Source organism: Pelagibius marinus (assembly GCF_014925385.1).
GTDB lineage: Bacteria > Pseudomonadota > Alphaproteobacteria > Kiloniellales > Kiloniellaceae > Pelagibius > Pelagibius marinus.
Genome location: NZ_JACSDK010000013.1, coordinates 129,055 through 141,400, shown reverse-complemented (window position 1 = coordinate 141,400; position 12,346 = coordinate 129,055). Strand labels below are relative to the sequence as shown.

Genomic DNA, 12,346 nt, shown 5'->3' with positions numbered 1-12,346 from the left:
AGGCGGCGAAGAGCCTCTGAGACCCGCCGCGCCCCCTGGCCGGCGCTTATGCCGTAGATTCCTTCAGGGCAGTTCCCTAATCTGGTCGCTCAGAGAGGCGCTTAGGGGGGCGCTCATGGAGCATCGCCTGGCAGCCATACTGGCCGCGGACATGGTCGGTTACAGCCGGCTGATGGCGGCCGACGAGTCGGAAACGATCGCGCGCCAGAAGGACCTCCGCGACGCGCTGATCGACCCGAGGATCGCCCGTTATGGCGGCCGCATCGTCAAGACCACGGGCGACGGCCTGCTGGTCGAGTTCGCCAGCGTGCTCGACGCCGTGCAATGCGCCGTCGAATTGCAACTCGCTCTGCAGGACCACGAGTCGACGGTCGGCGAGGAGCGACGCATCCGCTATCGCATCGGCATCAACCTCGGCGACATCGTCATCGACGGCGACGATATCCTGGGCGACGGCGTCAACATCGCCGCCCGCCTGGAGGGGATTGCCGAGCCCGGCGGCCTCTGCCTCTCCGACGTCGTCTATCAGAACGTGGCGAACCGCCTGGAGGCAAGCTTTCGCGACCTCGGCGAGCAGCACCTGAAGAACATGAGCCGGCCGGTCCGTGTCTGGAGCTGGTTATCGGAAGCGGCCGGCGCCGCCGGCCCCGCGGCGGCGCCGCACGAACCCCTGCAACTTCCCGACCGGCCCTCCATCGCCGTCCTGCCCTTCGACAACATGTCGGGCGATCCGGACCAGGACTACTTCGCCGATGGCATGGTGGAGGAGATCATCACCGCGCTGTCGCGTATGCGCTGGCTCTTCGTCATCGCCCGCAACTCCAGCTTCACCTACAAGGGCCGCGCGGTGAACGTAAAGCAGGTCGGCGAAGAACTCGGCGTGCGCTACGTGCTGGAAGGCAGCGTGCGCAAGGCCGGCAACCGGGTGCGCATCACCGGACAGCTGATCGACGCCGCAAGCGGCACACATCTCTGGGCCGATCGCTTCGACGGCGCACTGGAAGACGTCTTCGAGCTGCAGGACCAGATGACCGCAAGCGTCGTCGGCGCCATCGCGCCGCGCCTGGAACAGGCCGAGATCGAGCGCGCCAAGCACAAGCCGACCGAGAGCCTGGACGCCTACGACTACTACCTGCGGGGCATGGCGTCGGTGCACCTCTGGAACAGGGAGGCAAACCGCGAGGCGCTTGAGCTCTTCTCCAAGGCCATCGAGCTGGATCCGGACTTCGCCGCGGCCTATGGCATGGCGGCACGCTGCTACTCCATGCGAAAGGCCAGCGGCTGGGTCGCCGACGCCGAGGCGGAGATCGCCGAGACCATCCGCATGGCGCGTCAAGCGGCTAAGCTGGGCAAGGACGATCCCGTCGCCCTCTGCACGGCGGGGGTCGGCCTCGCCTTCGTCGCGGGCGAGTTGGAGGAAGGCGCCGGCCTGATCGAGGAGTCCCTCGATCTCGATCCGAACCAGGCCTGGGCCTGGTTGTTCAGCGGCTGGGTGAAGGTCTGGCTCGGCGAGCCCGAAGTCGCCATCCGGCACCTCGAGCACGCCATCCGCTTCTCGCCCCACGACCCGCACATCTTCGCCATGCACTCCGCCATTGCCTCGGCGCATTTCTTCGCCGGACGCCACGCGGAAGCCCTGGCCTGCGCGCAACGGGCCTTGCGTGCGAACGCCCACCTGCTGCTCGCGGCCTGCGTCGTTGCGGCCAGCGCCGCGCTGCTGGGAAAGACCGAAGAGGCGCAACAGGCCATGGACGACCTGCGGCGACTGGCCCCGACTTTGCGGCTTTCAAACCTGCAGAGCCTTTTCCCCATCCGGCGCCCCGAGGATTTCGCGGCCTGGTCGGAGGCTCTGCGGCGGGCGGGACTGGCGGCCTGAGCCTGCGAGCAGGCGGTTAGGAAGCTCAAAGTCCTGAGCAAGGCGGCGAAATGCGTCCGGCCGAGACTGTGACTTTCTCCTGACATTCGAGCCACGGCCTCTGGCAGTCCGGGATGAATGCCGGGTGTCGGGCGTCGGTCCTGTCAGAAGCTGTTGCCCATGCCAATGTATTGTTCGCTGTCGATCCGTCTGCCCGTCCTGGCCGCCGCTCTGGCGCTGCCGGCGCTGGTCGCCTGCTCGGAGATGCGTGTGAGCGAGCCCGGCCGCACCGCCGCCGAGCAACTGCTGTTCTCCAGTGCGGTTGACAGGGTCTGCGACAGCCTCGCGATTCAACTGCCCGAGAACGCCAAGGTTTTTGTCGACTCCAGCTACGTCGAAGGTACTGACAGCAAATATCTGGTGGCGAGCCTGCGCGACCGCATCCTGCGCCACGGCGGCAGGCTCGTTGACGCGCGCGGCGACGCCGATGTGGTTTTCGAGCCGCGCATCGGCGCGCTGTCGGTCGATCGCAAGAAGACGCTGGTCGGCATTCCCAGCATCCCGATTCCGATCCCGCTGGCCGGCGAACTCAACATTCCCGAGCTTGCGCTGTTCAAGCGGGACCGCCAGCAGGGCGTGGTGAAGCTGGCTTTGATCAGCTATGACGCCGAAACGGGCGCCCTGCGCAGCTCACAGGGTCCGCTCTATGGCTTCTCGCAGCGCACCGACTGGGTGGCGCTGCTGTTTGTGGGGTGGGAAGACAATGACCTCATGCCCGAACCTCAGAACGACGACTGGGTGGGCGAAAGCACCTTCGACGGCATCCTGCCCGACTACGAGGCCGGTCCTTAGAAGAGGCCGCCGCCAGGCGACACCGGAGACTGCGTGCCATCAGTTTTGCGCCCTCGCCGACAGATATCCGGCCTGCTGCCTTGAACCGGGGCGCCGCGCGCGGCTAGGCTGAAGGCAAGGCTGCCGTCAGTGCGGCCGTCTTCTCAACTCGGGGGACAACGCCTTGGAAAAGATCAACATCCAGTTCACGCTGTTTTCCGCCTTCTACTCGCCGCTGATCTCCACCATGTCCGGCGGCTTCCTGAAGGAGGAAGGGCTGGACCCCGAGTGGTCTGTCGCCCAGCCCGGCGTCTCCGCCATCCAGGGCCTGGTCGAAGGCAAGGCCCACGTGGTGCAGTCGGCGCTCAGCCAGGCCTTCGGGCCGCTGAACGAGGGCAAGACGCCGCCGGTGGTGCACTTCGCCCAGGTCAACGAGATGGACGGCTTCTTCATCACCGGGCGCGAGGCCGACCCGGACTTCACCTGGGACAAGCTGGAAGGCGCCGAGGTGGTGATGTTCAAGGGCGGCCAGCCGCGCGCCATGTTCAACTACGCCTGCCACAAGGCCGGCATCGACTTCGACAGGATCAAGCCGATCACCCCGGGCGGCGCCGCCGACATCGACAAGGCCTTCCGCGACGGCCAGGGACAGTACGTGCAGCAGCAGGGTCCCTTCCCCCAGCAGCTCCAGGCCGACGGCATCGGCCACGTGGTGGCCCAGGTCGGCCCGCAGATCGGCCCCTGCGGCTTCTCCAGCCTGGCCGCCACGCGCGAGTGGCTGCAGACCGACATGGCCAAGGCCTTCGTGCGCGCCTACAAGAAGACCCGCGCCTACATGAACGAGACCCCGGCCGCCGAGATCGCCAAGGCGGAGAAACCCTACTTCCCGAAGATCGACGAGGCGGTGCTGGCCGACTGCATCGCCACCTACCAGAAGCTCGGCTGCTGGACCCCGCACGTAGAAATCACCGAGCCGGCCTACGAGGTGACGCTCGACGTCTTCGAGTACAACGGCCTGATCAAGCAGCGCTACGCCTACGATCAGGTCTGCGTGAAGCCGCCGGCGGGCTGAACCGCCGTCCTGCATTATCATGAATGGGCACGACCCTGCGGGAGATCCACGTCGCGGTCCTCCATGCACCTCTGTCGTCCCAGGGCTTGACCCCGGGACCTATTGACGTATGCCCAAGGCGATAATTACGACGTATAGGTCTTCGCCTGCTGCAAGCACCCGGGGCTCTAGATGGGCCCAATCATCAAGCGGATAAGGCATTGGGTCCCGGCAACAAGTGCCGGGACGACAGCTTTGGCGTGGCAAGTCTGAGGGTGACAACGTGAGGGAGTGACCTAAGCCTTCCGCGTTCGCTCCAGAATCTCTATCGGGCCTGCACGGTGTCAGCAGCGAATCAATCAGTTTTCCGTCTGCTGCTCGTCAAAGAAGGCGAGCCCTGGCGTCAGGGTCTCGATACCATCGAACGAGTCCAGCTCGTCGATCTCTTCAGCGAAGAGCGTCGGAGGATCGGAAGGATCGTTCAGCACGGCCTCTCGCAGTCGCGTATCCTGACGCAGCAGGTCAACGGCCCGTTCTTCGGCTTCGGTTTCGTCCTCGGCCTCGACGTAGCGGAGTGTGTAGAAGCCCAGCCGCTGCGGCGAATCTCCTGCATCGATCAGAAAGTTGTCGCCCCGGAGAAGAACACTGAACTTCTTCATCGACACCTGATCGCACCTCAGGCCTTCAGCGCCTGTTCCAGGTCTTCCACCAGGTCGGCGGCGTCTTCCAGGCCGACGGAGAGGCGCAGGAGGCCGTCGCTGATGCCCAGCTCGGCGCGGGCCTCCGGCGAGAGGCGCTGGTGCGTGGTGGTCGCCGGGTGGGTGACGAGGCTCTTGGAATCGCCGAGGTTGTTGGAGATATCGATCAGCCGCAGCGCGTTCAGCAGGCGGAAGGCGCGGGCCTTGCCCCCTTCTACCTCGAAGGCCACCAGGGTGCTGCCGCCCTTCATCTGGCGCTTGGCCAGCTCGGCCTGCGGGTGGCTGGCGAGGCCCGGATAGAGCACCCGGGTGACGCCGGGCTGCTGCTCCAGGAACTCGGCCACCGCCAGGGCGTTGGCGCAGTGGCGCGCCACCCGGATGTCCAGCGTCTCCAGGCCCTTCACCATGACCCAGGCGTTGAAGGGGCTCATGGAGGGGCCGGTGTGGCGGTAGAACATCTGCAGGTGGTCTTCGATGAAGGCATTGGTGCAGAGCACCGCGCCGCCCAGGGTGCGGCCCTGGCCGTCGATGTGCTTGGTGGCGGAGTAGACCACCACGTCGGCGCCCAGCTCCAGCGGGCGCTGCAGCACCGGCGTGGCGAAGACGTTGTCCACCACCACCGTGGCGCCGGCGGCGTGGGCCAGCTCGCTCACCGCCTTGATATCGATCACCTCCAGCGTCGGGTTGGAGGGCGTCTCCAGGAAGACCGCCTTGGCGCCCTTGGCCAGGGCCCGCTCCCAGGCCGCGAGATCCGTGCCGTCGACCAGCTCGCTCTCGACGCCGAAGCGCGGCAGCAGCTCGGCGATGATGTAGGCGCAGGAGCTGAACAGCGCGCGCGAGGCGACGAGGCGGTCGCCGGCCTTGAGCTGCGACATCAGCGAGGCGAAGACCGCGCCCATGCCGCTGGCCGTGGCGCGGCAGGCCTCGGCGCCCTCCATGAGGCGCAGGCGCTCCTCGAACATGGAGACCGTGGGATTGGCGTAGCGCGAGTAGACGAAGCGGTCCTTGTCGCCCTTGAAGGCGGCCTCGGCATCCTCGGCGGTGGCGTAGACGTAGCCCGAGGTGAGGTAGAGCGCCTCGCTGGTCTCCTCGAAGGGGCTGCGCGCCAGGCCGCCGCGAACCAGTTCGGTCTGCGGGCGCCAGCGGCGGGTGGTGGTGTTGTCTTTCGGCATGATCTTGTTCTTCGTTGTCGGCCGGGACATCCCGGCCCGCTTGTTCTTATCCCTCGTCCTTACCCTTGGGCCCAGGGCAGACCGGCCACCTTCCAGCCGCCGACGCTGCCGCGGTGCATGGCGCCGTCGCGGTCGCCCTCGAAGCCCTCGGCCACGTTGTAGCAGGGCCCGAAGCCGGCGGCGGTCAGCGCCATGGCCGCGGCGCGCGAGCGCGCCCCGGAGCGGCAGATCAGCAGCACCGGCTGGTCCTTGGCGACCCCCTTGGCCGCGACCTCTTCGACGAAGCTTTCATTATGCGACATGTCCGGAAAGACCTGCCAGGAAACGCAGAGCGTCTCCTTGCCGATGCCGTCGAGGCGCGGTACGCCGACGAAGCCCCACTCGGGCATCGTCCGCACGTCGACCAGCACCGCCTTGGGCTCCTTCTCCAGCAGCTCCCAGGCTTCCGCCGGGCGCAGATCGCCTGCATAGCCTTCGTTCATGACTCGCTCTCCATCTCCCGCCCCCGGCCCCTCCCATCGGGGCCGGCCTGTGGTTCAAACCCATCGTTTACTGGGGCGGGGAGTTTAGGCCCCGGGCGGGCAGACGCAACAGCCTATTTCACACCACGAGAAGCAGCGAGCCCAGAAAATCCCTCAAGTTCTGAGGAAATAGTCCTCGGCGAAAAGCAGGGTGGTGGGATGCAGGCGGAAGCCGCCCACCTTCTCGGACATGACGGTGACGACCGAGAGCCAGGAGGGCTGCACCATAGGACCAACTTCCTGCATTCGGAGCTCGATCTGGCGCATCACCTTGCGCCGCGCGTCGATGTCGATCTCCGCCCCGGCGCGCTGCAGCAGCGCGTCGGTCCGCGGGTCGGAGAAGCCGGTGGAGTTCCACGGCACGCCGGAGCGCACGGTGAGGTCCAACAGCATGAAGCCGAGGGGACGCGGTGCCCACTCGACGAAGGCGAGCGGCGCCTTGTCCCAGACCTCCCAGAAGCGGGGCGGCGGCAGGATCTCGATGGTGCAGCGGATGCCGGCCTCGGCGTACTGGGCCACCATGGCCTGGACGGCGTCCAGCTCCCACTGCGGCCAGTTCTTGCAGGTGATGGTGACCTCGATGCCCTCGGGGTAGCCGGCCTCGGCCAGCAGGGCGCGGGCGGCGGCCGGGTCCCGCAGCAGGACCGGCAGCGGCGCGTAGCCGGGATGCACCGGCGCCACTAGGTGGTGCTCGGCCGGCTCCCCGAAGCCGCGCAGGGCCAGGCGCGTCACCTCCCCGGCATCGATGGCCAGGCGCATGGCACGGCGCAGCCGCACGTCGTCGAAGGGCGGCCGGTCGACCTTCATCTGCAGCATGGCGGTGGCGGCGGTGCGGGTCCGGTGCACCTGCAGGCCCGGGCGGCCGGCCAGGGCCTCGGCGACGGCGTAATCGCAGCGCACCAGGCCGTCTACCTGGCCGGAGACCAGCGCGCCGCTGGCCGCGGCGGGCTCGTCACCCAGGTCGATGAAGACCAGCTCGTCGAGCAAGGCGCCGCGCGGCCCCGCGTCCTCGCGGGCGCGCAGCACGGCCCGCTCGCCCACTTGCCACTCGGCCAGCCAGAAGGCGCCGGTGCCGTTGCTGCCGACGCCGAAGCGCCCGTCCTCCTCCGGGTCGAGCATGACGTTGGTGTAGTGAAAGAGGTGCTCGGGCACCGCCAGCTGGGGATGCTTCAGATTGAGGCGCACATGGAAGTCATCGACCTTCTCCACCGCCTGGGCGTCCCAGAGCTGGTGGGTGGCCTCGCCGTCCTGCAGCTTCTCGGCCAGCATGTAGCCGCGCATCAGGCCGACCGCCGAGGAGCCCGTCGCCGGGTCGAGGATGCGGCGCAGGTTCCAGATGACGTCGTCCGCAGTGAAGCGGCGCCCGCTGCGCCAGGTGACGTCGTCGCGCAGGAAGAGGTCCCAGGTCTTCAGGTCCGGGGCCACCTGCCAGTGGGACAGCAGGTGCGGGCGGGTGATGTTGTCGAAGCCGGTGCGGGTCAAAGGCTCGCAGACCTGGTGCACCAGGTTGGCCGGCTGCAGCCAGGCCAGGGCATGGGGGTCGCCGAGGGCGTGCACGCGCCCGCCGAGCGTCAGGCGCCCGCCGCGCGGCGGCATCGGCGAAGCGGCCGCTGCCGGCTGCGGTTCGCCGGCCAGCGCCGCGGCGGCGCCTGCCGAGAGACCCAGCAGGACCGCCAGGCGCAGAAAATCGCGGCGCGCCAGCCGTCCGGCGGCAAGCTGCCCGGAGAGTTCGTCGATCAGCGGATGTCGGCGTCCTTCGCCCATCCCGGCCCCTTTCCTGCGGCAGAGGCCAGCCTTGCGGAGCCGGCCGGCCGCCGCGGCGCCGACGAGAACAACCGCCAACAACCCCTACCCTGACGCGCCATGATAGGCGTGGCCCGAAAGCCAAGTCTAGGCCGGCGGCGTTTGCCCGGGTTCGGCGGATTTCAAGGGATTGGCCTGGTCGGCGAAATGGATCACGTGCTGCGGGAAGGGGATCTCGATGCCGGCTTCGCGGAAGGCCTTGTCGATGGCGAAACGCAGGTCGCTTGAGATGATCAGGCGGTAGCTGACCTCGTTGGTGAAGCAGCGCAGCTCAAAATCCAGGCTGCTGTTGCCGAAGTTCATGAACAGCACCTGGGGCTCCGGCGAGGTCAGCACCTTTTCGTGGTGGCTGGCGCAGTTCAACAGCACCTCGCGAACTTTCTCGACGTCGGAACCGTAGGCCACGCCGACGGAAATCTCGATGCGGCCGTAGGTGTCCTTGTGGGTCCAGTTGATCACCGAGGTCGAGATGAACTCGGAGTTCGGAATGATCACAGAGGCGCGCTGGAAGGTGGTCAGCTCCGTGGAGCGCACGGTGATGCGTTTCACCAGGCCCTCGTTGCCGCCGACCAGCACCCAGTCCCCCGCTTTGATCGGCCGCTCGATGAGCAGGATGATGCCGGAGACGAAGTTGCTGACAATGGCCTGCAGGCCGAAGCCGATGCCGACAGAGAGGGCGCCGGCGATCAGCGCGATGTTGGAGAGGTCGATGCCCAGCGCCGAGATGCCGAAAACGGCGGCCAGCAGGATGCCGATGTAGCCGAAGCCGGCGGAAAGCGAATTCTGGACGCCGGTGTCAAAGCCGGTCTGCGGCAGCACCTTGCTGGTAAGGAAGCGCTGTCCCAGGCGGGTGATCAGCAGGATCGCCCCGAAGACCGCCAGGGCAACGGCGAGGTCGGAGAAGGAAATCGTCACGCCGCCCACGGTGACGCCGGACAGGATCCGGCGCGCCTGCGCCCAGAACTCGCCGAAGGGCGAGGACCAGATGGCGGCGATGATCAACGCGCCGAGCAGCAGCAGGCTGGCATCCAGCAGGGCGCGCAGCCAGAACTTGATGCGGTTGCGCGCCACGTGGCGGATCTCCAGCGCCTCGCGCATGAAGCCGGAGCGCAGGCCGGCGCCGATCAGTTCCCGCGCCAGCCCGCGCAGGATGGCCAGCGCCGCCAGGGTGATGATGCTGAGCAGCAGGTTGGTGACCAGGAAGTCGGCCAGGTCGGCATAGCCGAGCAGCGCGGCGAAAATGCTGACGACGGCGGCCAGGGCGACGAGCCGGCGCACGAAATGCCAGAAGGCGGACTGCGGCGCCGCTGCCGCGGGGGCCGCCCCGCCTGCCTCGGTCTCGTCTTCCTCGGGCTGGCGCGCCACCCGATGCCAGAAGCGCTGGCGCGACATATCGATCAGCACCAGGGCCGGCAGGAAGCTCAGCAGGAAGGTGGCCAGGGAGTAATAGCTGTCGGAGACGCCGATCTGGGCGTGCGCCGCGGTCATGAAGATCCGCACAGCGAAGAGGGCGGCCAGCAGGGTAAATCGCCAGCCGAGCTTGCGGGCGTTTTCCGGCGAGACCGGCAGCAGCCGCCACTGCGGCAGGTCCGGCGACAGCACCGCGTAGGGCAACGCCCAGGCCAGGCTGAAGAAGGCCAGAACGGCGAAAAGGATGGAGATCAGCGCCCAGAACAGGCTGTGCTCCGGCGCCCTGCTGGCCCAGGCGAGGTAGAGCAGGCCGCCGAACATCAGCGCCGGCACGATGCCCCGGGCGACGGCATTGGCGATCGCCGCCACCAGCCGGGTGCCGTAACTCGGCTCGCTGACGCCCGGGTCGCGGCCATAGCGGCTCAACAGCCAGTGGCGCAGGAACCAGCCGACCACCAGGGCCAGCGCCAGCAGCGCGGCGATGCGCAGGGACACCGTCTGGCGGCGTTCCGCCTCTCCCAGGCTCTGCCACCAGTCGAGCGGCGAGCGCAGCATCTTCTCGACGACGCCGAGAAACTCGGGAAGGCTGGGCCGCAGCGTCTCCGACGACCAGGGCGGCGGATAGGTGCGGAACAGGGCCTCGAAACGCTTCTGCTGGGTGAGCGAACCGGCCAGCTTGTCCAACTCGTCGGCCCGGACGATGGCCAGGTTGGCCTGGCTGACCTTCGCCTTGAGCTGTTGCAGTTCCCCCTGCAATTCCTGGCGCTGCCGGGCCATTTCCGGCGCCTCCGCCGGCGCGCCCTCTTCCGGCGCCGGGCCAAGCGCTTCAAGACGCCGCTCCAGGTTCTCGACCAGCGGCTGCAACGCCGCGGCGGCCTGCTCGGCCTCCGAGCGGATGCCTGCGGTCAGGTCGAGAAAGCGGTTGGCGTTGTCGGCGGTGGTGTCGACCCGGTGCAGCTGCTGTTCGATCAGGTCCAGTTGGCGGGTCCACTGCTCGGACACCACCGCGGAGATCTCGCCGGGCACCCCGCCGCCGGCGGCGGGGTCCGCCGGCGCGGCCTGCTGCCCGGTCGTCTGCCCCCCGGCCGTCTGCGCCCCGGCGCAAAGCGGCGCCGCTGCCAGTCCCAGGCAGGCGGTCAAAAGCAACAGGAGGTGAAGGGCGGCGCGGCGCAAGACGAGGTTCCTCTTGGAGAACTCAGGAATACCTAACATGGCGGCTTCGCACTGTGAAAGCCGCCCTTGCACCGCCATGTCGTTGTTCTAGTCTGCAGGGCTCAGAAAGCTCAGGCGATTGAACGGAAAGACATGGACAGCAGCAACCTGGCCAACGGCGGCAGAATTCTGGTGGATCAACTGGTGGCCGAGGGGGTCGACCGCGCCTTCGGCGTGCCCGGCGAGAGCTACCTGGCGGTGCTCGACGCCCTGCACGACACGCCGGAGATCACCTATCATCTCTGCCGCCAGGAGGGCGGCGCGGCCATGATGGCCGACGCCTACGGCAAGCTGACCGGGCACCCAGGCATCTGCTTCGTCACCCGCGGGCCGGGTGCGACCAGCGCCAGTGCCGGCGTGCACGTCGCCTTCCAGGACTCCACGCCGATGATCCTCTTCATCGGCCAGGTCGGCCGCAGCATGACCGAGCGCGAGGCCTTCCAGGAGATCGACTACCGCCGCATGTTCGGCCAGATGGCCAAGTGGGTGGCCGAGATCGACGACGCCCAGCGCATCCCGGAGATGGTGAGCCGCGCCTTCCACACCGCCACCTCGGGCCGCCCCGGCCCGGTTGTGCTGGCCCTGCCGGAAGATATGCTCTCCACGCCGGTGCCGGCCCCGCTGATCGCCAGGCCCTACCACGCCAGCGCCGGCTACCCGGACCCGGCGCTGATGGCGGAGTTCCGCCAGCGCCTGGAGCGGGCCAGGCGGCCGCTGATCATTGTCGGCGGCGGCGGCTGGAACAGCGAGGCCAAGGCGGGGCTGGAGGCCGTCGCCGGCGCGGCCGGCCTGCCGGTCGCCGCCTCCTTCCGCTGCCAGGACTACTTCGACAACACCCACGAGAGCTACGTCGGCCAGGTCGGCATCGGCGTCGACCCCAAGCTGGCCGCCCGCGTGCGGGAGACCGACCTGCTGGTCCTGTTGGGCGCGCGCTTCGGCGAGATGACCAGCAGCGGCTACAGCCTGATGAAGATCCCCAACCCGGATCAGCCGCTGGTGCACGTCTATCCCGACCCGGAGGAACTGGGCCGCGTCTACCGCCCCGACCTGGCGATTCAGGCCGGCGGCGCCGCCTTCGTGCGCGCCCTGGGCGAGATGGCGCCGCTCGACGGCAGCGCCTGGAAAGACTGGACCGCCTCGGCGCGCGCCGACTACCTGGCCCACCACACGCCGACGGAGATTCCCGGCAAGCTGCAGATGGGCAAGGTCATGGACTGGCTGCGCGAGGCCCTGCCGCCGGAGGCCATCATCACCAACGGTGCCGGGAACTACACCGGCTGGGTGCACCGCTTCTACCCTTTCCGCCGGTTCCGCAGCCAGCTCGCGCCGACCTCCGGCTCGATGGGCTACGGCCTGCCGGCGGCGGTGGCGGCCAAGGCCGTCCACCCGGAACGCCCGGTGGTCTGCTTTGCCGGCGACGGCTGCTTCATGATGCACGGGCAGGAACTGGTGACCGCCGTGCAATACGGCCTCAACATCATCGTCATCGTGGTCAACAACGGCATGCTGGGCACCATCCGCATGCACCAGGAAAACAACTATCCGGCACGGGTCAGCGCCACCGACCTGGTGAACCCGGACTTCGCCGCCCTGGCGCGCGCCTACGGCGCCCATGGCGAGGTGGTGGAAAAGGACGCGGACTTCGCGGAGGCCTTCGCACGCGCCCAGGCCAGCGGGAAGCCGGCGCTGCTGGAGCTGCGCCTCGACCCGGAAGCGATCACGCCCAGCGCGACCCTCAGCGGTCTGCGCGCCAAGGCCCAGGCCAGCAGGTCCTGACCGCGCGTTTCGAAGAA

The 12,346-nt window shown here is 68.2% G+C and carries 9 protein-coding genes; 4 read left to right on the top strand and 5 right to left on the bottom strand.

Features of this window, described 5'->3' with window-relative positions; all coding sequences use genetic code 11:
• Window positions 1-115 precede the first annotated feature (115 nt).
• From H7X47_RS15430 to H7X47_RS15420, 3 genes are all read left to right on the top strand, one after another.
• Window positions 116-1,876, top strand: a complete 1,761-nt coding sequence (locus H7X47_RS15430; RefSeq protein ID WP_193369606.1) for an adenylate/guanylate cyclase domain-containing protein — start codon at window positions 116-118, stop codon at window positions 1,874-1,876.
• Between the two features lie 165 nt (window positions 1,877-2,041).
• A complete protein-coding gene (locus tag H7X47_RS15425) occupies window positions 2,042-2,707 on the top strand; it encodes a DUF6655 family protein (protein ID WP_193369605.1) in 666 nt (221 codons plus the stop codon).
• A 163-nt stretch (window positions 2,708-2,870) separates the two neighbouring features.
• Window positions 2,871-3,758, top strand: coding sequence for an ABC transporter substrate-binding protein (locus tag H7X47_RS15420; protein ID WP_193369604.1), 888 nt, complete (start codon window positions 2,871-2,873; stop codon window positions 3,756-3,758).
• A gap of 338 nt (window positions 3,759-4,096) precedes the next feature.
• Here H7X47_RS15420 and H7X47_RS15415 read toward each other — a convergent pair whose 3' ends face one another.
• The 5 genes from H7X47_RS15415 to H7X47_RS26130 all read right to left on the bottom strand — a co-directional run bounded on the left by H7X47_RS15415 (window position 4,097) and on the right by H7X47_RS26130 (window position 10,553).
• Window positions 4,097-4,402: a hypothetical protein gene (locus H7X47_RS15415; protein WP_193369603.1), complete on the bottom strand. Its 306-nt coding sequence runs from the start codon at window positions 4,400-4,402 to the stop codon at window positions 4,097-4,099.
• Between the two features lie 11 nt (window positions 4,403-4,413).
• Window positions 4,414-5,607 (bottom strand): O-succinylhomoserine sulfhydrylase, encoded by a 1,194-nt coding sequence (locus H7X47_RS15410; protein WP_193369602.1) that lies wholly within the window; start codon window positions 5,605-5,607, stop codon window positions 4,414-4,416.
• 59 nt (window positions 5,608-5,666) lie between these two features.
• Entirely contained in the window at window positions 5,667-6,089 is a 423-nt protein-coding gene (locus tag H7X47_RS15405; RefSeq protein ID WP_193369601.1) for a rhodanese-like domain-containing protein, read from the bottom strand.
• A gap of 153 nt (window positions 6,090-6,242) precedes the next feature.
• Complete coding sequence (locus H7X47_RS15400) at window positions 6,243-7,892, bottom strand: ABC transporter substrate-binding protein (RefSeq protein WP_193369600.1); 1,650 nt, start codon at window positions 7,890-7,892, stop codon at window positions 6,243-6,245.
• Window positions 7,893-8,018: 126 nt separating this feature from the next.
• Complete coding sequence (locus H7X47_RS26130) at window positions 8,019-10,553, bottom strand: mechanosensitive ion channel family protein (protein WP_193369599.1); 2,535 nt, start codon at window positions 10,551-10,553, stop codon at window positions 8,019-8,021.
• A gap of 93 nt (window positions 10,554-10,646) precedes the next feature.
• Here H7X47_RS26130 and H7X47_RS15390 point away from each other — a divergent pair, with 93 nt between their 5' ends.
• Window positions 10,647-12,329: a thiamine pyrophosphate-binding protein gene (locus H7X47_RS15390; RefSeq protein WP_193369598.1), complete on the top strand. Its 1,683-nt coding sequence runs from the start codon at window positions 10,647-10,649 to the stop codon at window positions 12,327-12,329.
• Window positions 12,330-12,346: the final 17 nt, after the last annotated feature.

Coding starts and splice junctions, on each gene's coding strand:
- H7X47_RS15400 (WP_193369600.1), bottom strand. CDS start 7,892: ATGGGCGAAGGACGCCGACATCCGCTGATCGACGAACTCTCCGGGCAG.
- H7X47_RS15430 (WP_193369606.1), top strand. CDS start 116: ATGGAGCATCGCCTGGCAGCCATACTGGCCGCGGACATGGTCGGTTAC.
- H7X47_RS26130 (WP_193369599.1), bottom strand. CDS start 10,553: ATGTTAGGTATTCCTGAGTTCTCCAAGAGGAACCTCGTCTTGCGCCGC.
- H7X47_RS15410 (WP_193369602.1), bottom strand. CDS start 5,607: ATGCCGAAAGACAACACCACCACCCGCCGCTGGCGCCCGCAGACCGAA.
- H7X47_RS15405 (WP_193369601.1), bottom strand. CDS start 6,089: ATGAACGAAGGCTATGCAGGCGATCTGCGCCCGGCGGAAGCCTGGGAG.
- H7X47_RS15425 (WP_193369605.1), top strand. CDS start 2,042: ATGTATTGTTCGCTGTCGATCCGTCTGCCCGTCCTGGCCGCCGCTCTG.
- H7X47_RS15390 (WP_193369598.1), top strand. CDS start 10,647: ATGGACAGCAGCAACCTGGCCAACGGCGGCAGAATTCTGGTGGATCAA.